This is a genomic window from Mesorhizobium sp. LSJC285A00 (genome assembly GCF_000503155.1).
GTDB lineage: Bacteria > Pseudomonadota > Alphaproteobacteria > Rhizobiales > Rhizobiaceae > Mesorhizobium.
In genome coordinates, this window is the sequence record NZ_AYVK01000006.1 from 62,400 (window position 1) to 83,925 (window position 21,526).

Consider the following 21,526-nt stretch of genomic DNA (forward strand, 5'->3'; position numbering starts at 1 on the left):
CGTCGGAGTCAGGCCAGACGTCGCATGCGGGCGGCGAAGAAGCCGTCCAGGCCGGAAACCCCTGGCGAACCAAGGTCAAGATCGGCGGGTGTGGTGCGCAGCGTGCCTTGCGGGGTCAGGAAGGCGTCGATGCCGGCGATTTCGCCGGGCTGCAGCGGATCGTCGGCGACGGTCTTGTTGCCGGCCAGAAAGGCGCGATACAGATCCTCGCCTTCGATCGGGTCCAGCGAACAGTTGGAAAAAACAATCCGGCCGCCCGGTTTGACCAAAGTGACGGCGCGGGCGAGCAGCTTTGCTTGCAGATCGGCTAGCTTTTCGACGTCGGCTACCGTCTTGGTCCATGGCACGTCCGGGTGGCGCCGAACCGTGCCGGTGGAAGAGCAGGGCGCGTCGAGCAGGACGGCGTCGAAAAGCTCCGCCGGCTGGTATTTCAGCAGATCGGCCTGCACGATCTCGGCGGACAGCCCAAGCCGTTCGAGGTTCTGCGTCAGCCGCGCCAGCCGGTTCTTCGAGGTGTCCAAGGCGGTGACTTTGGCGCCGGCAAGGATAAGCTGAGCGGTCTTGCCGCCGGGGGCGGCGCAGAGGTCGGCGACGCGTAATCCTTTGACATCGCCGAACAGCCGCGCCGGAAAACTGGCGGCGGCGTCCTGGACCCACCATGCGCCTTCGCTGAAGCCCGGCAGTTCGGTGACGGACGCGCTGAGCTTTTCCACTCGCACCGTGCCGGTCGGCAGCACGATGCCGCCGAACTTTTCGGCCCACAATTCGGGATCGGCCTTGACCGTGAAATCGACCGGCGCCTCAACGCGATGCGCCGCCAGGATCTGTCTGGTCATCTCGGCGCCATAGGCGGCCTTCAGCCGGTCGGAGAACCATTTTGGCGCCTCGTCGGTGGCGGCAAGAGCTGCCGGCAGTTCGGTCTCCTTGGCGCGCACCAAAGTGCGCAGCACGCCATTAACGAGGCCGGAAAAGCGCTGCGTGCGTGGGTCCGACTTGGCGTGGGTCACAGCCAAATCGACGGCGGCGCTGTCGGGGATGTCGAGGAACAGGATCTGCGCCGCCGCAACATGCAGGATGTGCGACAAAGCTGTGGCGTTGGGCGGCAGCGGCTTTTCAAGGCGGCGGGCGAGGAGCCCGGCAATGGTCATGCGGTAGCGCAGCGCGGTCACCAGTATGGCGCGCACCAGGCCGCGGTCGCGCAGGTCGAGCACCTTGTATTGCGGATGGCCGTTCTCGTGGTCCGTCAGCCCGTCGAGCGGCGTTTTGGCGTCGATAACGGCGGCCAGGAGCCGCGCCGCTGCCTTGCGCGCGGCGAGGCCGGCGACGAATTCGTCCGAGCTGTTTTCGCGAACGCCTGAATGTGCGGGCCGGGGTCTGGCGCCGCTCACGACCACGGACCTTTGGGTCCGGTCGGGTTGCGGCCCCACGGATTGGCTTTCGGCTTGGCCGGTTTGGTCGGCGGCGTGGGTTGTGCTGCCTTGCCCCACGGGCCTTGCTCGACATCGGCCGGGAATTCTTCTGTTTGCCCGGGCGTCGGCGCTTGGCGCGGCGCCGGCTGGCGGCCTGCCATGTCGCGCGCCATCGCCTGCAGCGCGGCGATGCGGTTGTCGGTATTCGGGTGGGTCGAAAACAGGCTGTCCATGCGCTCGCCGTGAAGGGGATTGATGATGAAGAGATGCGCGGTCGCGGGATTGCGTTCGGCATCCGGGTTGCGGATGCGTTCGGCGCCGCGGGCGATCTTGTCAAGCGCTGATGCCAGCCAAAGCGGATTTCCAACGATTTCGGCGCCGCGCCGGTCGGCCTCGTATTCGCGGGTGCGGCTGACCGCCATCTGCACGATCATGGCGGCGAAGGGCGCGACCAGCATCGCCACCAGCACGCCGACAAAGCCGAACGGGTTGTTGTTGTCGCGGCTGCCGCCGAAGAAGAAGGCGAAATTGCCGAGCATCGAGATGGCGCCGGCGAGTGTCGCGACAATGGTCATGGTCAGCGTGTCGCGATGCTGGATGTGGGCCAGCTCATGCGCCATGACTGCCGCCACCTCCTCATGCGAAAGGCGCTCCAGCAGCCCGGTTGAGGCCGCGACCGCGGCGTTCTCGGGATTTCGGCCGGTGGCGAAGGCGTTCGGCTGCGGATTGTCGATCAGATAGGTCTTGGGCATCGGCAGGCCGGCCTGCTTGGCCAACGCCTCGACGATGGCGTGGAATTCGGGCGCGTTCCTGGCATCGACCTCGACGGCGTGGTTCATCGACAGCACCATCTTGTCGGCATTCCAGTAGCTGAACAGATTGGTGCCCGCGGCGACCAGGAAGGCGATCATCATGCCGCCGGTGCCGCCGATCAGAAAACCGACGCCCATGAACAGCGCCGTCATCGCGGCCAGAAGCATGGTGGTGCGTAGCGTGCTCATCATCTGCTCCCTGTGCGGCCGTGGCAAAAAAAGGTCGATCGGGGTGAACTCATGGCTATATGATGGGAAACGCCGCCCTTGGTTTCAATCCGCCCGGACTATCGCATGACCGACCAACCCAGCAAAGCTGATGCCGACCGGGAGAAGGACCTGACGCCGGCGGCCAGCCGAGCGCTGGCTGAAGCCGAGGCGCGCCGTGAAGCGTATCGCCAGAAGGAAGCTGCGTTGCCGAAGGAAATCGGCGGCCGCGGCGGCAAGGAACCCGGCCGCTACGGCGACTGGGAAGTGAAGGGCCTGGCTACGGACTTCTAAGGATATGCGGGATTCAGGTGATGCCGGCCTGCGAACAACCGGTTCCTGCGCTTCCGGTACTCACGGGCCGAGTCCGCTCCGTTCCGGTTCGCGACATATCCGAGCCTTGTCCTAAGCCGCGCTGCGCTGTGCCCCCAACGTCATCCAGCCGCTGTCATCGATCGCGATGGAGACGGTTTCGTAGCCGCCAATCGAGTTGTGCTGAGTCGTCATTGGATGCTGGTGAGTGGCGCTGATCACCATCACCGACGCTCCCGCTGCTTCCGCCGCCGCGATGCCGGCCGGTGCGTCCTCGAAGACCAGGCAGTCGCCGATGTCGACGCCGAGCCGCTTTGCCGCCAGCAGGAAACAGTCGGGCGCCGGCTTGCCGTGCGACACATCCTCGGCCGCGACCACCAAGGCGGGAACCGGGATGCCGGCGGCCCGCATGCGCAGCAGCGCCAACGGGCGCGGCGCGGAGGTGACGATCGCCCAGCGCTCGGCCGGCAGCGCGTTGAGAAACCGTACTGCGCCGGCGATCGGCAGCACGCCTTCGACATCGTCCGACTCGGCCTGCAACAGCACAAACGCCTCATGAACAGGGTCGACGCCGGGAAGCGCCAGCCTGGTGATGGTCTCGACCGCCCGCACGCCATGGATCGTCGGCAGGAAGGCTTCGACGTCGAGACCGTGCTTAAGCGCCCACGCCGCCCAGACGCGCTCGGCCGAGGCGATCGAATTGAGCACCGTGCCATCCATATCGAACAGGAACGCGGCGAATTTTCTGCCTGCAAACATCAGATTTCCACGGGGTTAGGGATCGTTTCGGGAGGGTCGAAACATGTCGTGCGACCGTAACGTCGCCACGCCTGCCTGGGAAGCCGCGGGAGAGCCTTTTCGATAGTTCCAGGGAACCATGGTCCCGCCTCTGGCGTTTTGAGCATACTGTTTTCCACGGGATCGAAGGGGCAATCATTGTGCTGATCCGGCTCGGCTACGAAATCGCCATTGAATGCGTCGGCGCCACGCCGGTCATCTCGCTGCTTGATATCCACAGGGATCGTCAGGCCGACATCAAACGGCAGACGCGCGTGCTGACGTCGCCTTCAGTGCCGAGCAAGGTCTATCACGATCTGTTCGGCAATACCTGCCGCCGCTTCACCGTACCCGCCGGCAGTTTCCGCATTCTCTATGACGCAGCCGTCGAGGACAGCGGCGAGCCTGACGCGGTCAACACGCTGGCCAGGGAAGTGCCGGTGGCGGAACTGCCGGACGATGTGCTCGGCTACCTCCTCGGCAGCCGCTATTGCGAGACCGATCATCTGAGCAGTCTGGCCTGGCAGCTTTTCGGCCATGTTCCCTCCGGCTGGGCGCGGGTGCAGGCGATCGTCGACTATGTCCACAACCGGCTGTCCTTCGGCTATGGCTATGCGCGGTCGACGCGCACCGCAGCCCAAGCGCATGAGGAGCAGGTTGGTGTATGCCGCGACTTCGCCCATCTGGCGATCACGCTCTGCCGCTGCATGAACATCCCGGCCCGCTATGTGAACGGTTATCTCGGCGACATCGGCGTACCGGCCGACCCGGCGCCGATGGACTTTTCGGCCTGGACGGAAGTGTTCCTCGACGGCAAATGGTACACGTTCGACCCCCGTCATAATCGTCCGAGGATAGGCCGCGTCGTCATCGCGCGCGGTCGTGATGCCACGGATGTGCCGCTGCTGCACAGCTTCGGCCCGCACCAACTCTCGCTGTTCAAGGTCTGGACCTACGAGCAGGAAGGCAATCTGTTCAATCCGCCCTATCACGGCGTCGACAAGACGGTCAGCGCGCGGATGCTGGCGTGACCGGATTCTGATCCGCTTCGACACACAATCCGGAAATGGAAAAGGCCGCCGCTTCTTGACGAAGCCGGCGGCCTTCCGTGTTTCCGTCCGTGGCGCGGCCAATGGCGGCGACCGAGGTCACCCGCCGCGCTTATCGCGCCTTAACGGGAAGACTGCTTCCCGAAAGTGCAATCCGCTGAGGCCACGTTCTGGAAAACGAAATCACTCGACATCGGATCACCTCCTTTCGATTTGTTGAACACGTACAGATGATGGGGTGCGTTGCAGCAAAAAACAAGATGCCGATTTGAAATAGCTGGCGAGCCGCCTTTTGCGCCGGGTTGCGAAGAGCCGCGAGGGCGGGCAAAATCCATGCAAGGTGGATTGTCAGGACTCGGGAGGATGGCCATGGAGGCAGCCGAGAAGGCCGCGCGCATCGTGCGAACGGTGATCGAAACGCTGAAGCCGGGTTTTGCGGTCAAGCTGTGGACCGGCGAGCGGATCGGTCCCGCCATCGGGCCCGTGCTCACCATCAACGACCAGGACATCGTCTGGCAGGTGGTGAAGCGGCCATCACTGTCGACGCTGATCGAGATGTGGATCTCCAAGACGATAGACATCGAAGACGGGACGATTTTCGATTTCTACGCACTGCCGTCGCAAGGCAAGCTCAGGACCAAGCTCAAGTCGCTGCCGAAGCTGGCGATCCTGCGCGACCTGCCGGCGGTGCTCCTGTCACGCAAGCAGATGAGTGCACGCACCGATCTGTCGGGTCGCAACCCCTATGTCAGCGGGTCGAGCCAGGAGGCGATCCAGCATCACTACGACATTTCGAATGCCTTTTACCGGCTCTTCCTCGACGAGCGCATGGTCTACAGCTGCGGCTATTTCACGGATTTCGCCGATGGCATCGACCAGGCGCAGGCCGACAAGCTCGACCATATCTGCCGCAAGCTCAGGCTGAAGCCGGGCGAAAAGCTGCTGGACATCGGCTGCGGCTGGGGTGCCATGCTGATCCATGCGGCCAAAAATTACGGCGTCGTCGGCCATGGCGTGTCGCTGTCGCAGGCGCAGACCGATCTCGCCCGCGAGCGCATCCGCGCCGAAGGGCTGCAGGACCGCATCACCATCGAGATCAAATCCTATGCGGAGCTCAAAGGCTCCTTCGACAAGATATCGTCGATCGGCATGTTCGAGCATCTCGGCCTCGCCAACCACGCCACCTATTTCAAGACCATCCATCGCTTGCTGAAGCCCGGCGGCATCTATCTGCACCACGCCATCACCAGGCGCAGCAAGGGCGACTTGAAGAAAACCTTGCGCAAGGGGCCGGAGTTCAAGGCGCTGCTCAAATACATTTTCCCAGGCGGCGAACTCGACACGATCGGCATGACGCTGGGCAATCTGGAGGCGCATGGCTTCCTGGTCTACGACGTCGAGAATCTGCGCGAGCACTATGCGCGCACCTGCCGGCTGTGGGCCGAGCGGCTACAGGCTCGCTTCGACGAGGCGGTCGCCGAAGTCGGCGAGGCCAAGGCACGGCTGTGGCTGCTTTATCTCACCGGCTGCTCGATCACCTTCGAGCGCGCCTCGGCGCAGATTTTTCAGACCGTCGTCACCAAACGCGCACGCGGGCCGAGCGGGCTGCCGCCGACACGGGCGGATCTGTATCGGTAGAGATAGGATTCGGGGCCGAACCCCACGCTTTCCAAGGTCTGCGATTCGCTGCCTCGCGGTAGAGGCCTACACGAACCGCATCGGCGCGCCGATCTCGACGCGGGCAGGCCTGTCCACAGTGCAATAGACGCCAAGATTGTGCGCGTTGTGGCGGACCAGATTGCGCAGGATGCCGGGATCGTGGTCGAAGCCGTCCTGGCTGATGATGGTGAAGCCGCAGCGGCGGCACGGCTCCGAGACGGTCACCAGCAGGTCGCCGATGGCAAGCTTGCGGCCAATCCATTCGGTCTCGGGAAACGAGCTCTCGACCGCCGCCATGTCGACGACAATGTTGGGGCGGAAGCGGCGCGGATCGGGAATGCCTTCGGGGTGCAGCGCCTTGAGCCGCGCCAGCGATGCGGTGGTCAAGAGATGGATCGGCGCTTTGCGGTAGCGCGCCGCGGTGAGCGGGCCGGTGTAGCCGGGGGCGTTGTCCTGGCTGAACGGCCGGATCGAGGCGGCGAAGCCGAGATAGGCCGAGATGGCTTGGTCGCATTCCACACCCGGCACTGCCAGCCAGTCGCCGTCGGGAACGGCGATCTCCAGCTTGCGGTCCTTGCTCAGCCGGGTGCGGATGCGCGGCACCTTGTGCCACTTGGCGTCGCGGTCGGGCCGCGCGATCTCATTGTCCGAGACATCGACAAGGCCGAACAGCCGGTCGCCGTCGATGGTTTCAAGGCCGACCGAAATGGCGTCCTGGCGTTCGCCGGCAAGCGAACTTGCGGGGTAACGCCAGAGCTCCGTGACTGCGCCCAGTGCAGCCATCAAATCCCCTCAGCCCTTCTTGTTCTGGCGGTTGGCGATCAGATCATCGACCACGGCCGGATCGGCCAGTGTCGAGGTATCGCCGAGCGCGGAAAAATCGTCCTCGGCGATCTTGCGCAGGATACGGCGCATGATCTTGCCGGAGCGGGTTTTCGGCAGTCCGGGCGCGAACTGCAGCTTGTCGGGCGAGGCGATTGCGCCGATCTCCTTGCGGACATGGGCGACAAGCTCCTTGCGCAGTTCCTCGCTCGGCTCCACGCCTTTCATCAAGGTAACGTAGCTGTAGATGCCCTGGCCCTTGATGTCGTGGGGATAGCCGACGACAGCTGCTTCCGACACCTTCTCATGGCTGACGAGCGCCGATTCGACCTCGGCCGTTCCCATGCGGTGGCCGGAAACGTTGATGACGTCGTCGACGCGGCCAGTGATCCAGTAATAGCCATCGGCGTCGCGGCGACAGCCGTCACCGGTGAAGTATTTGCCCTTGTAGGTGGAGAAATAGGTCTGCACGAAGCGGTCATGATCGCCATAGACGGTGCGCATCTGGCCGGGCCAGGAATCGGCGATGCAGAGATTGCCGTCGGCCGCCCCTTCCAGCACCCTACCTTCGCCGTCGACCAGCTGCGGCCTGATGCCGAAGAAGGGCCGCGTCGCCGAACCAGCCTTGAGGTCGGTGGCGCCGGGCAGCGGCGTGATCAGGATGCCGCCGGTCTCGGTCTGCCACCATGTGTCGACGATCGGCACCTTGCCGTTGCCGACGATGTTGAAATACCACTCCCAGGCTTCCGGATTGATCGGTTCGCCGACTGAGCCCAGCACGCGCAGCGACTTGCGCGAGGTCTTCTTCACCGGTTCGTCGCCGGCGCCCATCAGCGCGCGCAGTGCCGTCGGCGCAGTGTAGAAGATGTTGACCTTGTGCTTGTCGATGACTTCCCAGAAGCGCGACTGCGAGGGGTAATTCGGCACGCCCTCGAACATCAGCGTGGTGGCGCCGTTGGCGAGCGGGCCATAGACGATGTAGCTGTGGCCGGTGACCCAACCGACATCGGCGGTGCACCAGTAGATATCGCCATCATGGTAGTCGAAGACATATTGGTGGGTCATCGAGACATAGACGAGATAGCCGGCGGTGGTGTGCAGCACGCCCTTCGGCTTGCCGGTCGAGCCTGAGGTATAGAGGATGAACAGCGGATCCTCGGCCTTCATCTTCTCCGGCTTGCAGTCGCCTTTCACCGTGGCGATCTCGTCATGGTACCAGATGTCGCGTCCCTGAACCCAGCCGGTCTTGCCGCCGGTGCGGCGCACGACGACCACCTTATCGACCTTGGTGCCGGCCTTGGCGGCGATTTCGATCGCTCTGTCGGTGTTTTCCTTCAGCGGGATCGGCTTGCCGCCGCGCAGGCCCTCGTCGGCCGTGATGACGAAGGTCGACTTGCAGTCATCGATGCGGCCGGCCAGCGCGTCCGGTGAAAAGCCGCCGAAGACGATCGAGTGGATGGCGCCGATGCGGGTGCAAGCCAGCATCGCGTAGGCCGCTTCCGGGATCATCGGCATGTAGATGGTGACGCGGTCGCCCTTCCTGACGCCGTGCTTCTTCATCACATTGGCGAGCCGGCAGACATGCTCGTAGAGCTCGTTATAGGTGATCTTCTTGTCGTCGTAGGGATTGTCGCCTTCCCAGATGATGGCTGTCTGGTTGCCGCGCTTCTTCAAATGGCGGTCGATGCAGTTGTAGGAGACGTTGGTTTCGCCGTCCTCAAACCATTTGATCGAGACCTTGCCCTCGAAGGAGGTGTTCTTGACCTTGCTGAACGGCTTGAACCAGTCGATGCGCTTGCCGTGCTTGCCCCAGAACTTGTCCGGATTCTTCACGCTGTCGGCATACCATTTGAGGTAGGTGTCGTTGTCGATCAGCGCCTTCTTCTTCCACGCCGGCTGGACGCGGTGGATCTTCACCTCGGACATGTCTTCACTTCCTCCCAAACCAGGCCACCGGCTTGACCACAGCCAGTATCACGGCGACGCAGCCGCGAATTCGGCGGCATTATTAACAGTTCCGCGCTGACGGCAACATTAGACGTTGGATTCGCGTGGCGGGATGCCGCAGCTCCCGTTTCGGTTGTATCAGCACTCGGCAGCGGTCGCTGCTAACTGCATGTTTTCGTGCATAAAACCCGACTGGGATCAGGAAAATCATAGACAGTTAAGGAACGGCGCGCACAATTCGGTGTTGGGAGGAATGGAGAATCAACTAGGCCAAGGGGCTGTCATGCGCGATCATTCCGAAATGGACCTGATGCTCAAGGGGTATGGCCTGACCACGGCCAAGATTCTGTACCATTTTCCCGACCACCCGCATCTGCTGCAGAGCTTCATCTGGCAGGATTACGATCTGGCGCCGAAGTTTCCGGTGCTGATCAAGTTCATCGAGTTCTGGAAGGCCAGGCTCGACGGGCCGCTGCATTCGATCAGCTACACGCACCAGAAGCTGATCGCGCCGAACGAATGGCGGAAGGTGGATGGGGAGTTCGTGCTGCACTGAGCGGCAGTATAGCTGATCTCCCCCGCGAGGGGGGAGATTGGCAGCTTCAACGTCGGCGATCACACCGCAGGCGGGTTCAGCCGGGCGAAACCTTCCTGGCGGTGATAGGGGAAGTACGGGTAGGGCGCGGTCACTTCGCTTGCCTTGTCGAGCTTTTTGACCTGCTCCGGCGTCAATGCCCAGCCGACGGCGCCGAGGTTCTGGCGCAGCTGTTCCTCGTTGCGGGCGCCGATGATGACGGAGGACACGGTCGGGCGCCGCAACAGCCAGTTGATGGCGATCTGCGGCACGGTCTTGCCGGTCTCTTCAGCCATCGCATCAAGCGCATCCATGACCCGGTAGAGATGTTCGTCCGCGACCGGCGGGCCGAAATCGGCGGTGTCGTGCAGCCGGCTCTTTTCCGGCAGGGGCTGGCCGCGGCGGATCTTGCCGGTCAGGCGGCCCCAGCCGAGCGGGCTCCACACCAGCGCGCCGATGCCCTGGTCGAGGCCGAGCGGCATCAGCTCCCACTCATAGTCGCGGCCGACCAGCGAATAGTAGACCTGGTGTACGGCATAACGCGGGTAGCCATGCTTGTCGGCCTCGGCCAGCGACTTCATCAGTTGCCAGCCGGAGAAGTTGGAGACGCCGACATAGCGCAGCTTGCCGGCGCGCACGAGATCGTCCAGCGTCGACAACACCTCCTCGATCGGCGTGCCGGCATCAAACGCGTGCAGCTGCAGCAGGTCGATGTAATCGGTGCCCATGCGCTTCAGGGACGCGTCCACGGCCTTGATCAGCCGCGAGCGCGACGAGCCGTATTCGGCCGGTCTGTCGCCCATCGGCAGCGAGGTCTTGGTCGAGATCAGCACCGCGTCGCGGCGGCCTTTGATGGCTTCGCCAAGCACTTCCTCGGAGGCGCCATTCGAATAGACATCGGCGGTGTCGAACAAATTGACGCCGGCCTCGAGGCAGATGTCGATCAGCCGCCGCGCTTCCTTGGCGTCGCTGCTGCCCCAGGCCCCGAACAGCGGCCCGGAGCCGCCGAAAGTGCCGGCGCCGAAAGAGAGTGCAGGCACTTTCAGGCCCGATGCGCCGAGACGTCGATAATCCATTTTATGCTCCTTGATGATGTCGAAGAAGGATTTGCGCGTGATGCTCATGACTGGGCGCAGACCGGCGCCCCGATTGTGGGGGCGCGATCGAGGCGCAGCGCCAGGGCAGCGACGCCAAGAGCCGCGACCGGCAGCAAAGCGGCGATCCAGGTTAGTGAGCCGAGGCCGAGGCCATGGGCAATCACCGCGCCGCCAAGCCAAGCGCCGGCGGCATTGCCGAGGTTGAAGGCGGCGATGTTGAAGGACGAGGCGAGGCTCTGGCCCGCGCCTTGCGCCTTTTCCAGCACCCACATCTGCAGCGGCGCCACGGTGGCGAAGGCGGCGGCACCAAGCAGGCCGACATAGATGACGGCCAGGATTTGGCTGTGGACGGCGAAGGTCATGGTGGCCAGCACCAACGCCAGCACCACGAGGCTGCCGAGCACAGTCGGCACCAACCAGCGGTCGGCGACCTTGCCGCCAAGCAGATTGCCGGCGATAAGACCGCCGCCGAAGACGAGCAGGATCGGCGACACGGCGGCTTCCCCAAAACCGGTGATCTCGGNAGACGTGTGCTCTTCCGATCTGAGGCCGAGCAGCACCGGCGTGCGGCGCAGCACGGCGAGGTCGGCGCGCAGATTGGTCTTCTCGGGCGCTTCCTTGCTGCGCGGCACCAGAAGCAGGATGACGGCAAAGGCTGCCAAGCCGACCAGGGTTACGGCCCAGAAGGTGGCGCGCCAGCCGAAGGTCTGGCCGAGCCAGGTGCCGAAGGGCACGCCGAGGATGTTGGCGATAGTCAGGCCGGTGAACATCAGCGCGATCGCCGAGGCTTTCTTGTTGGGCGCGACCAGGCCGGTGGCGACCATCGAGCCGACGCCAAAGAAAGTGCCATGGGCAAAGGCGGTGATGATGCGGGCGCCCATCAGCGTCCAGTAGTCGGGGGCGATCGCACAGGCGAGGTTGCCGAGCGTGAAGATCGCCATAAGGGCCAGAAGGACGGTCTTGCGGGGCCAGTTGCCGGTGGCGATGGTCAAAAGCGGCGCGCCGATGACGACGCCCAACGCGTAGCCCGAAATCAACTGGCCGGCGGCCGAGATCGAGACTCCGAGATCTTTGCTGACATCGATCAGCAGCCCCATGATGACGAATTCGGTGACACCGATGCCGAAGGCGCCGGCAGCGAGGGCGTAGAGGGCAAGAGGCATGGCGGTTTCCAGTTCGAACTCGAACGAGCGCGCTGTCCAGACCCGCGCCCCGACCGCAGAGATCGTGTTGCCATGCCTTGTGAACCAGACTTGCCTTGGGCATATTTCCCGTGAAATAGATTCACAGATGGCCAGACCCGATATCAACCGTTCCGGCGAGATCGAAGTGTTCGTCCGCGTCGTCGAGGCGGGCAGCTTCTCGGCTGCGGCTCGTTCGCTGCGGATGACACCGTCGGCGGTGAGCAAGCTGATCGCGCGACTGGAGGCAAGGCTCGGCGCGCGGCTGGTCACCCGCTCGACGCGCAAGCTGCAGCTGACGCCGGAAGGGACGGCGTTCTATGACAGCGGGGTGCGCATCCTGGCCGATATGGCGGCGGCCGAGCGCGAGGCGGCCGTGGGTGCCGCGCCGCGCGGACGGCTGCGCGTCAACTCCTATGTGCCCTTCGGGGTGCATCGGCTGATCCCGCTGCTGCCTGATTTCCTCGAACGCTATCCCGAGATTTCGGTCGATCTGGTGCTGACCGACAGCGTCATCGATTTGATGGCTGAGCGTGCCGACGTCGCCATCCGCGCCGGGCCGCTCGGCGAATCGCGGCTGGTGGCGCGCAAGCTCGGGCAAACCCGGATGACGGTCGTTGCCGCACCGTCCTATCTCAAGACGCATGGCACGCCGCTGGTTCCAGCAGATCTCGACCGGCACAATCGCATGGCTTTCGGCTTTGCCCGGCATGTCGATGGCTGGTCGTTTGTCGATGCAACCGGGAACGCCGTCATGGTGCCGATCACCGGAAACACGCTGGTCGGCGATGGCGAGTCGATGCGGTTGATGGCGGTCGGCGGCGCCGGCATCGCCCGGCTGGCACACTGGCATGTGGCCGATGACATCGCGGCGGGGCGGCTGACGGCGCTGCTGGAGGATTTCAATCCGGGGGACGAGGAGCCTACCCACGCCGTCTATGTCGGCCAGGGCCGGCATTTGCCCGCACGGGTGCGGGCGTTTCTCGACTTTCTGGTCGAGAGCGTGCGGATGAGCTGAAAAGACGTTGGGGAGCCAGATGACCCCCCAAGCATCAGGCGACAGCGATGACTATTTCTTCGGGGTGAACGGCGCCGGGCGGCGACCGGCGCCCTGACGCTCCAGCATCCAGCCGGGATATTCGGCCGGCAGCGCACTGACCTCATCCAGTCTGGCGAGATCGTCGGCGTCGAGCTTCACCTCGGCCGCGGCAAGGTTCTGCTCGAGCTGCTCCATGCGGCTGGCGCCGATGATGACGCTCATGACGAAAGGTTTGGCCAGGACATAGCCGAGCGCCACCGTGGCGACGCTGACGCCGTGCTTCTGGGCGATCTCGCGCATCACGGCGACAGCCGCCCAGGCGCGGTCCTCATCGACCGGCGGGAAGTTGAAGGCGGCGCGGCGGCCTTCGCCATTGCCGGGCGCGCCGGGGCCGTATTTGCCCGACAGCAGGCCGCCGGCCATTGGCGACCAGACCATCAGGCCGAGCTTCTCCTCGTTGATGAGCGGCACGATCTCGCGCTCGAGGTCGCGGCCGGCGATCGAGTAATAGGACTGGATGGTCTCGAAGCGGGAAAATCCCTTGCGCTCGGCAACGCCCAGCGCCTTGGCGATGCGCCAGGCCGCCCAGTTGGAGACGCCGACATAGCGGACCTTACCGCTGGCAACGAGATCGTCGAGCGCCCGCAGCGTCTCGTCGACTGGCGTCACGGTGTCGGTGCCGTGCAGCTGGTAGAGATCGATATGGTCTAGCTGCAGCCGCTCCAGGCTGCCCTCGACCGAATCCATGATGTGGCCGCGCGAAGAGCCGCGCTCGTTCGGGCCCTGGCCCATGGCGCCATGCACCTTGGTGGCAATGACGACGTCCGAGCGTTTGACGCCAAGATCCTTGAGCGACTGGCCAAGCAGGCGTTCGGACTGGCCGAATGAATAGACGTCGGCCGTGTCGAAGAAATTGACGCCGGCGGCGATGGAACGGGCAACGATGTCGTTGACGCCCTTCTGGTCGAGGCTGGCGATCAGGCCCCATTGGGCATTCTCGCCGGCGGCGCCGAAGGTCATGGTGCCGAGGCACAGTTCGGAAACGAACATCCCCGTATTTCCGAGTTGATTGTAGCGCATGGTGGCGGCTCCAGCAGATGTGTGATGACGCCATGCAAATAGGAACGGTGCGTTTCGTTTCCAGTGGTGGCACAATCGACCTAGCGCAGTTGGCTCATAGAGCCCGTCAACCGTCGCGAGATCTTCATGCCGAAAAATCTATCAGAATTCCACGGGTCGGATCATCGTCTTTGAGCGGCGGTTGACCTCCTCGTCGAAATCGTCGTCCCACGCGGGACCGGAGAGAAGATATTCGGCAAGCGAAGGCTTTGCGCCGATCAGTTGGTCATAGTCATCAGGAGATAATACGACGGCAGCCGGCTTTCCGCGCAAGGTGATGGTTTGCGCCCCTTCTTCGTGCGCCTGTCGTACAAGCTTCGAAAGATTGTTTCTCGCGTCCCTGAGGTGCCAGTCCAAGAAGAATAGTCCTCGCTAACTCGCCGGATGTGCTCGAAACATTAGCTCGAATAGCCGGGGAACGACAGGTGTCTCACGAAGCCGAAGGCTACCGGCTTCCAAAAATCGCTGACCCGACCCGAACGCTGGTGGCGCCGAAGGCTATGGCGGTCTCGAAGTCGCCGGACATGCCCATCGACAGTTTTGCCACGCCGGCCTCCATGCCGAGCTTTTCCAGCAGGGCGAAATGCGGGCCGGGGTTTTCGTCGGCCGGCGGGATGCACATCAGGCCTTCGATGGCGAGGCCATGGACATCGCGGCAGCGGGCGACGAAGGCGACGGCGTCGCGCGGCTCGATGCCGGCCTTCTGCGGCTCCGAGCCGGTATTGACCTGGACGTAGAGTTTCGGCGTGCGGCCCTGGCGCACGATTTCCTTGGCGAGTTCGGCGGCGATCTTTTCGCGGTCGACGGTCTCGATGACGTCGGCGAGAGCGACGGCTTCCCTCGCCTTGTTCGACTGCAACGGGCCGATCAGATGCAGTTCGATATTAGGGAATTCCGCTTTCAAGGCCGGCCATTTGCCTTGCGCTTCCTGCACGCGGTTTTCGCCGAAGACGCGCTGGCCAGCCTCGATGACCGGGCGGATGACGTCGGCCTCAAAAGTCTTCGACACCGCAACCAGCGTCACCGAACCGGCGTCGCGGCCGGCCTCGCGCTCGGCGGCAGCGATCCTCGTCTTGACGGCGAAAAACTGTTCGACGGCGCTGGCCATGTCCATATCCTGCCTGTCTTTAATCGTCTTGGCCGGCTCGCCGCAGTTGACGGGTCCGGCAATCCATGGTGAACACCGCGACGACATTTACCTTGGCCACCGGGCCTTGTCCGGCGGTCTGCGCCTGCTTTTAAGTGAAAATCATCCGATGGCAACCGAACGATACAATCCGCGCGCTTCAGAGCCCAAATGGCAGAAGGCCTGGGCCGAAAAGAAGCTGTTCGAAGCGCATAACAACGATCCAAAGCCGAAATACTACGTGCTGGAGATGTTCCCCTATCCCTCGGGGAAGATCCATATCGGCCACACCCGCAACTACACGATGGGCGATGTGGTGGCGCGCTACAAGCGGGCCAAGGGCTTCAACGTGCTGCACCCGATGGGCTGGGACGCTTTCGGCATGCCGGCCGAAAACGCGGCGATGCAGAACAAGGTCCATCCCAAGGAATGGACCTACGCCAACATCGCCGCCATGCGCGAGCAGCTCAAGATGATGGGCCTGTCGCTGGACTGGGCGCGTGAGTTCGCCACCTGCGACGTCGACTATTACCACCGCCAGCAGATGCTGTTCCTCGACTTCGTCGAAAAGGGGCTGGTGACGCGCAAATCCTCCAAGGTCAACTGGGACCCGGAGGACATGACGGTGCTCGCCAACGAGCAGGTCATCGACGGCCGTGGCTGGCGCTCGGGCGCGCTGGTCGAACAGCGCGAGCTGACGCAGTGGTTCTTCAAGATCACCGACTACGCGCAGGACCTGCTGGACTCGCTGAATGGTCTCGGCGAGTGGCCGGAAAAGGTCAAGCTGATGCAGCAGAACTGGATCGGCCGCTCGGAAGGGCTGCTGATCCGCTGGCCGCTGGCCGCTCCGGTTGGCGATGCGAAGGAACTGGAGGTCTACACGACCAGGCCCGACACCATTTTCGGCGCGTCGTTCATGGCGGTCGCCGCCGACCATCCGCTGGCCAGGAAGGCCGCCGAGACCAATCTCGATCTGGCCAAGTTCATCGACGAAATCAGGCATATGGGCACGTCGGTGGCCGCACTGGAGACGGCCGAGAAGAAAGGTTTCGACACCGGCATCCGCGTCGTGCATCCGTTCGACGACTCGTGGACCCTGCCGGTCTACGTCGCGAATTTCGTTTTGATGGAATACGGCACCGGCGCCATATTCGGCTGCCCGTCGGGCGACCAGCGCGACCTCGATTTCGCCAACAGATACGGCCTGCCGGTGATCCCGGTGGTAATGCCGGAAGATGCCGACGCCAAGACCTTCCAGGTCACGGAAGAGGCCTATGTCGATGACGGCGTGATGATCAATTCGCGTTTCCTCGACGGCCTGAAGCCGGAGCAGGCGTTCGACGAGGTGGCAAAGCTCCTGGAGCAGAAGACCATAGGCGGGCGGCCAATGGCGGAGCGCAAGGTGAACTTCCGCTTGCGCGACTGGGGCATTTCGCGTCAGCGCTACTGGGGCTGCCCGATCCCGATGATCCATTGCGAGGATTGCGGCGTCGTGCCGGTGCCGAAGGCCGACCTGCCCGTCAAGCTGCCCGACGACATCGAGTTCGACCGTCCCGGCAATCCGCTCGACCGCCACCCGACCTGGCGGCATGTGAAGTGCCCGCAATGCGGCAAGGATGCGCGCCGCGAGACTGACACGATGGACACGTTCGTCGATTCATCCTGGTATTTCGCGCGCTTCACCGCGCCCTGGGCCAACGAGCCGACGGAGCCGAAGGCTGCCGATGACTGGCTGGCCGTCGACCAGTATATTGGCGGCATCGAGCACGCGATCCTCCATCTGCTCTATTCGCGCTTCTTCACCCGCGCCATGCGCGCGACCGGGCATCTCGACCTGGCCGAGCCGTTCAAGGGCCTGTTCACGCAAGGCATGGTGGTGCATGAGACCTACCGCGTCGGCGGAGCGTCGAACAATGGCCGCTGGCTGTCGCCGGCTGAGGTCAGGATCGAGGATGTCGGCGGCAAGCGCCGCGCCATCGAGATCGCCACCGGCGAAGAGGCGGCGATCGGCTCACTCGAAAAGATGTCGAAGTCGAAGAAGAATACGGTAAGCCCGGAAGACATCACCGACGGCTACGGCGCCGACACCGCACGCTGGTTCATGCTGTCGGATTCGCCGCCCGAGCGCGACGTCGAATGGACGGACGATGGCGCCGCCGGCGCACATCGCTTCATCCAGCGTGTCTGGCGCCTGGTGTCGATCGCCGCCGAGACGCTTGACGGCGCCAAGCCGCAGGCGGCGCCGGAGGGCGAGGCGGGGGCCGTTTCCAAGGCCGCGCACAAGATCCTGAAGGCTATCGGCGAGGATATCGAGAAGCTCGGCTTCAACCGGGCCATCGCCCGCATCTACGAACTGGCCAATGCCTTGACCGCGCCGCTAAACGACATCGCCGAGGGCAAGGCCGATGCGGCGCTCAAAGGCGCCTGCCGCGAGGCGGTGGAGATCCTGGTGCATGTGGTCGCGCCGGTCATGCCGCATCTGGCCGAAGAGTGCTGGCACACGCTGGGCGGCACTGATCTGGTCGCCGAACGGCCTTGGCCGGTCTACGATCCGGCGCTGGTCGTCGACAACGAGGTTGTGCTGCCGGTCCAGGTCAACGGCAAGATGCGCGGCTATTTGACAATTGCCCGCGACGCGGACCAAGGTGCGATCGAAAAAGCGGTTCTGGCTCTCGACTTCGTGCAGAAAGCGCTGGAAGGTAAGGCGCCCCGCAAGGTGATCATCGTGCCGCAGAGGATCGTCAATGTCGTTGTTTGACTTCAGAAGGATGGGGCCTGATCTGGAAAAGACGGCGCGCTTGCTGCGCCGCGCAGCGCTGTACGGCATGGTCGCTTCGATGGCGCTGGTTTCGGCCTGTACGGTCAGGCCGCTCTATTCCAGCGCGCCGTTGACGGCCGGCTCGACGCTCAGCGCTTCAGCGGAACTGGCGTCGGTCGCGGTCAAGCCGGTCAAGACCCGCTACGCCCAGCAGGTCCGCAACAATCTGATATTTGCCTTTGGTCAAGGCGCCGGCGAGCCGCCGGCGCCGGTCTACATGCTCGATCTCGGCGTCACCGAACTGGTCGAATCGGCCGCGGTGGTGCAGATCCAGACCGACGAAGACGAGCCGACGGCAGGCACGGTGACGCTGACCGCAAGCTATGTGCTGACCGATGCCACGACCGGGGTGGTGATCGCCACCGGCAAGCGCTCGATCCCGTCATCTTTCGACAAGCCGACGCAGGAGTTCGCTTCCTACCGGGCGCAGCTCGACGCCGAGAACCGCGCCGCGCGTGAACTGGCTGAAATGGTGAGCCTGTCCGTCGCCCAGGATCTGGTCAGGCACGGCAAGAAGGCCTGAGCATTTCCTGGCTTTGCCAACTCGACTTTAGCAGTTCGCAAAAAAAGGCCGGTTTCCCGGCCTTTTTCGTTGATACCGAACCTTGCTCTCAGCCGATCTTCTGGCCGGTCTTGGCCCAGTCGGCCGCGAACTGATCCAGACCCTTGTCGGTCAACGGGTGCTTGACCAGCGCCTTCAGCGTCGCCGCCGGCGCGGTAACGACATCGGCGCCGATCAGGGCTGCCTGCTTGACGTGGTTCACGGTGCGAACCGAAGCGACGAGGATCTCGGTATCGAAATCATAATTGTCGTAGATCTGACGGATTTCCTGGATCAGCTCCATGCCGTCGGCGCCGGTATCGTCGACGCGGCCGACGAAGGGCGAGATGAACGAGGCGCCGGCCTTGGCGGCGAGCAGCGCCTGGTTGGCCGAGAAGCACAGCGTCACATTGACCATGCGGTTCATTTCGGTGCGGATCGTCCTGCAGGCGCGCAGGCCGTCGAGCGTCAGCGGCACCTTGATGCAGATATTGTCGGCGATCTTGGCCAGGACCTTGGCTTCAGCCATCATGTCCTTGTATTCGCTCGCTACGACTTCAGCCGAAACCGGGCCCTTGACGATGTCGCAAATCTGCTTGGTGACATCAGCGATCTTGCCGCCGGATTTCAGGATCAGCGAAGGGTTGGTGGTGACGCCGTCGAGCAGCCCCAGGTCGTTCAGTTCCTTGATGTCCTTGATGTCAGCGGTGTCGACAAAAAATTTCATGGGGGTCTCCTGAAAGATTTCCATGTGCAGGTCATGCACATTCGGGGTTGCCCTTTGATCTAGACCAAAGTCGGGGCAAGGTCACGCCCGATGATCGAAGATTCGCCCTTTGTCGCAGCCGCGCCGGTGCTGGTGCCGATGCCCGCCGAACGGCCCTACACCTACGCTGTGCCCGCCGGCATGCGCGTGGTGCCGGGCTCGATCGTGCGCGTGCCGCTCGGTCCGCGCCAGGTTGCCGGCATTGTCTGGGACGGCGTGGTCGAAAAGGTCGACGCCAGGAAATTGCGGCCGATCGAGCAGGTTTTCGACTGTCCGCCGATCGACCGCGGCATGCGCCGCTTTGTCGACTGGCTGGCGCAGTACACGCTATCGCGGCCCGGTATGGTGGCGCGCATGCTGCTCAGGGCGCCGGAGGCCTTTGACCCCGAACCGTGGATCGAGGGCCTGCAGCGGACCCTCGTCATGCCCGACCGGATGACGGATGCCAGGACGCGCGTGCTGGAGACGGCCGAAGGCGGGCTTGCCTGGACGCGATCCGGCCTGGCGCATGCTGCGGGCGTGTCGACGACGGTGATCGAGGGGCTTAAGGCGCAAGGCGTGTTCGAGACGGTGATGATCCCGCCGCGACCGGTGGTCGCAGCGCCCGATCCCTCCTACGCCGTGCCGGAGCTGATGTCCGACCAGGCCGACGCGGCCGCCATGCTGCGCGCCAATGTCGCGGCCGCTGCTTTCAACGTCACGCTGCTCGACGGCGTCACCGGTTCAGGCAAGACGGAAGTTTATTTCGAGGCGGTGGCGGCAGCCCTCGACCAGGGCAAGCAGGTGTTGATCCTTTTGCCGGAGATCGCGCTGACGCATGCCTTCCTCGAACGCTTCCAGCAGCGCTTCGGCGCCAAGCCGGCGGAATGGCATTCCGACCTGCCGCCCCGAATGCGCGAAAAGGTCTGGCGACAGGTGGCGGAAGGCGGCGTGCGCGTCGTCGCCGGCGCACGCTCGGCGCTGTTCCTGCCGTTCCGCGAGCTCGGGCTGATCGTCGTCGACGAGGAACACGACCCCGCCTACAAGCAGGAGGACCGTGTCTTCTACAATGCCCGCGACATGGCGGTGGTGCGCGGCCATATCAGCGGCTTCCCGGTGGTGCTGGCGTCGGCGACGCCGTCGGTCGAAAGCCGGGTCAATGCGAGCCAAGGTAAATACGATAGAGCGGTTCTCTCTGCCCGCTTCGCGGAGGCGGCGCTTCCGCATCTCAAATCGATCGACATGCGCCGAGCGCCGCCGGCGCGCGGGGGGTTTCTGTCGCCGCTGCTGATCGGTGAGATGCAACGTACGCTGGAGAAGAAGGAACAGTCGCTGCTGTTCCTCAACCGGCGCGGCTACGCGCCGCTGACGCTGTGCCGTGTCTGCGGCCACCGCTTCGGCTGCCCGGTTTGTTCGGCCTGGCTGGTCGAGCACCGCTTTCGCGGCCAACTCGTCTGCCATCATTGCGGGCACAATGAGAAGCGGCCGGAGGCTTGTCCGGAATGCGGCACGCTCGACCATCTGGTCGCCTGCGGGCCTGGCGTCGAGCGGATAGCTGAAGAAGTCGTGGCGCATTTCCCCGACGCGCGCACGATCGTCCTGTCATCCGATTTGATGGGCGGGGTGCGCCGGCTGCGGCTGGAGCTCGAGGCCATCGCCAATGGCGAGGCCGACATCGTCATCGGCACGCAGCTGGTCGCCAAGGGCCATAACTTTCCCAACATGACGCTGGTCGGCGTCGTCGATGCCGATCTCGGCCTCGCCAATGGCGATCCGCGCGCCGCTGAGCGCACCTTCCAATTGCTCAGCCAGGTGACTGGACGCGCCGGCCGCACCGGCAAGAAGAGCCTCGGCCTGCTGCAGACTTTCCAGCCGGACCATCCGGTGATGCGGGCGATCGTCTCGGGCGATGCCGAGGCCTTTTACGAACGCGAGATCACTGAGCGCGAACGGGCAGCCCTGCCGCCCTTCGGCAGGCTTGCCGGCGTCATCGTCAGTGCGGTGACGCGGGCCGAGGCCGAAGGCCACGCGCGCGGCCTGCGCCGTGCAGCACCCCAGGCCAGCGACCTGTTCGTGCTCGGTCCGGCCGAGGCGCCGCTGTCGCTGCTCGGTGGGCGCCATCGTTTCCGTTTGCTGATCCAGGGTGAAAAGCGCGCCGACATCCAAGGCTTCATCCGCACCATGCTGGCCGAAGGGCCGAAGCAGCGCGGCTCGGTCCGCGTGCAGGTCGACATCGATCCGCAGAGCTTCTTGTAAGCACAAAGGCTGACGCCGCCGCCGGCCGCCCGTAAG

19 protein-coding genes are annotated in these 21,526 nt (G+C 64.0%); 8 read left to right on the forward strand and 11 right to left on the reverse strand.

Translation table 11 applies throughout. The annotated features are described in order from the left end of the window. Positions 1-8: 8 nt before the first annotated feature. Positions 9-1,388 (reverse strand): RsmB/NOP family class I SAM-dependent RNA methyltransferase, encoded by a 1,380-nt coding sequence (locus X726_RS160870; protein ID WP_245272077.1) that lies wholly within the window; start codon positions 1,386-1,388, stop codon positions 9-11. Then, positions 1,385-2,410 carry a zinc metalloprotease HtpX gene (gene htpX / locus X726_RS160865; protein ID WP_023668642.1) on the reverse strand — a complete coding sequence of 342 codons (1,026 nt, stop codon included), beginning with the start codon at positions 2,408-2,410 and terminating at the stop codon, positions 1,385-1,387. The genes X726_RS160870 and htpX overlap by 4 nt, the downstream gene beginning before the upstream one ends. A gap of 105 nt (positions 2,411-2,515) precedes the next feature. Here htpX and X726_RS160860 point away from each other — a divergent pair, with 105 nt between their 5' ends. Then, a complete protein-coding gene (locus X726_RS160860; protein WP_023668643.1) occupies positions 2,516-2,722 on the forward strand; it encodes a DUF1674 domain-containing protein in 207 nt (68 codons plus the stop codon). A gap of 111 nt (positions 2,723-2,833) precedes the next feature. On the opposite strand, the gene X726_RS160855 is transcribed toward X726_RS160860, so the two are convergent. After that, positions 2,834-3,499, reverse strand: a complete 666-nt coding sequence (locus X726_RS160855) for an HAD-IA family hydrolase (protein WP_023668644.1) — start codon at positions 3,497-3,499, stop codon at positions 2,834-2,836. Between the two features lie 179 nt (positions 3,500-3,678). On the opposite strand from X726_RS160855, the gene X726_RS160850 reads away from it, so the two are divergent. Beyond that, entirely contained in the window at positions 3,679-4,548 is an 870-nt protein-coding gene (locus X726_RS160850; RefSeq protein WP_023668645.1) for a transglutaminase family protein, read from the forward strand. Between the two features lie 387 nt (positions 4,549-4,935). Continuing rightward, positions 4,936-6,204 (forward strand): cyclopropane-fatty-acyl-phospholipid synthase family protein, encoded by a 1,269-nt coding sequence (locus tag X726_RS160845; RefSeq protein ID WP_023668646.1) that lies wholly within the window; start codon positions 4,936-4,938, stop codon positions 6,202-6,204. Between the two features lie 66 nt (positions 6,205-6,270). On the opposite strand, the gene X726_RS160840 is transcribed toward X726_RS160845, so the two are convergent. After that, the gene (locus X726_RS160840) at positions 6,271-7,008 is read right to left on the reverse strand and encodes an MOSC domain-containing protein (protein ID WP_023668647.1); all 738 of its coding nucleotides are present in this window, start codon (positions 7,006-7,008) and stop codon (positions 6,271-6,273) included. Positions 7,009-7,017: 9 nt separating this feature from the next. Next, entirely contained in the window at positions 7,018-8,973 is a 1,956-nt protein-coding gene (acs, locus tag X726_RS160835; protein WP_023668648.1) for an acetate--CoA ligase, read from the reverse strand. Positions 8,974-9,277: 304 nt separating this feature from the next. Between acs and X726_RS160830 the strand changes: the two genes are divergently transcribed. After that, entirely contained in the window at positions 9,278-9,550 is a 273-nt protein-coding gene (locus X726_RS160830; RefSeq protein ID WP_023668649.1) for an usg protein, read from the forward strand. A 59-nt stretch (positions 9,551-9,609) separates the two neighbouring features. Here X726_RS160830 and X726_RS160825 read toward each other — a convergent pair whose 3' ends face one another. Next, the gene (locus X726_RS160825) at positions 9,610-10,644 is read right to left on the reverse strand and encodes an aldo/keto reductase (RefSeq protein WP_023668650.1); all 1,035 of its coding nucleotides are present in this window, start codon (positions 10,642-10,644) and stop codon (positions 9,610-9,612) included. Positions 10,645-10,688: 44 nt separating this feature from the next. After that, entirely contained in the window at positions 10,689-11,828 is a 1,140-nt protein-coding gene (locus tag X726_RS160820; protein ID WP_023668651.1) for an MFS transporter, read from the reverse strand. A gap of 127 nt (positions 11,829-11,955) precedes the next feature. Between X726_RS160820 and X726_RS160815 the strand changes: the two genes are divergently transcribed. Beyond that, entirely contained in the window at positions 11,956-12,864 is a 909-nt protein-coding gene (locus X726_RS160815) for a LysR family transcriptional regulator (RefSeq protein WP_023668652.1), read from the forward strand. Between the two features lie 51 nt (positions 12,865-12,915). Here X726_RS160815 and X726_RS160810 read toward each other — a convergent pair whose 3' ends face one another. The 3 genes from X726_RS160810 to X726_RS160800 form a co-directional block, all read right to left on the reverse strand. Beyond that, positions 12,916-13,965: an aldo/keto reductase gene (locus tag X726_RS160810; protein WP_023668653.1), complete on the reverse strand. Its 1,050-nt coding sequence runs from the start codon at positions 13,963-13,965 to the stop codon at positions 12,916-12,918. Between the two features lie 141 nt (positions 13,966-14,106). Next, on the reverse strand, positions 14,107-14,361 hold the full coding sequence (locus X726_RS160805; protein ID WP_023668654.1) for a type II toxin-antitoxin system Phd/YefM family antitoxin: 255 nt from the start codon (positions 14,359-14,361) through the stop codon (positions 14,107-14,109). Positions 14,362-14,449: 88 nt separating this feature from the next. Continuing rightward, positions 14,450-15,112: a YggS family pyridoxal phosphate-dependent enzyme gene (locus X726_RS160800; RefSeq protein WP_023668655.1), complete on the reverse strand. Its 663-nt coding sequence runs from the start codon at positions 15,110-15,112 to the stop codon at positions 14,450-14,452. Between the two features lie 148 nt (positions 15,113-15,260). On the opposite strand from X726_RS160800, the gene leuS reads away from it, so the two are divergent. Together leuS and lptE are read left to right on the forward strand one after the other, a co-directional pair. After that, positions 15,261-17,888: a leucine--tRNA ligase gene (leuS, locus tag X726_RS160795; protein ID WP_023668656.1), complete on the forward strand. Its 2,628-nt coding sequence runs from the start codon at positions 15,261-15,263 to the stop codon at positions 17,886-17,888. After that, positions 17,875-18,471, forward strand: coding sequence for an LPS assembly lipoprotein LptE (lptE, locus tag X726_RS160790; protein ID WP_023668657.1), 597 nt, complete (start codon positions 17,875-17,877; stop codon positions 18,469-18,471). The genes leuS and lptE overlap by 14 nt, the downstream gene beginning before the upstream one ends. Positions 18,472-18,559: 88 nt before the next feature. On the opposite strand, the gene fsa is transcribed toward lptE, so the two are convergent. After that, positions 18,560-19,216, reverse strand: coding sequence for a fructose-6-phosphate aldolase (gene fsa, locus X726_RS160785; protein ID WP_023668658.1), 657 nt, complete (start codon positions 19,214-19,216; stop codon positions 18,560-18,562). Between the two features lie 90 nt (positions 19,217-19,306). Here fsa and X726_RS160780 point away from each other — a divergent pair, with 90 nt between their 5' ends. Continuing rightward, positions 19,307-21,490, forward strand: coding sequence for a primosomal protein N' (locus tag X726_RS160780; protein ID WP_023668659.1), 2,184 nt, complete (start codon positions 19,307-19,309; stop codon positions 21,488-21,490). The last annotated feature ends 36 nt before the right edge of the window (positions 21,491-21,526 follow it).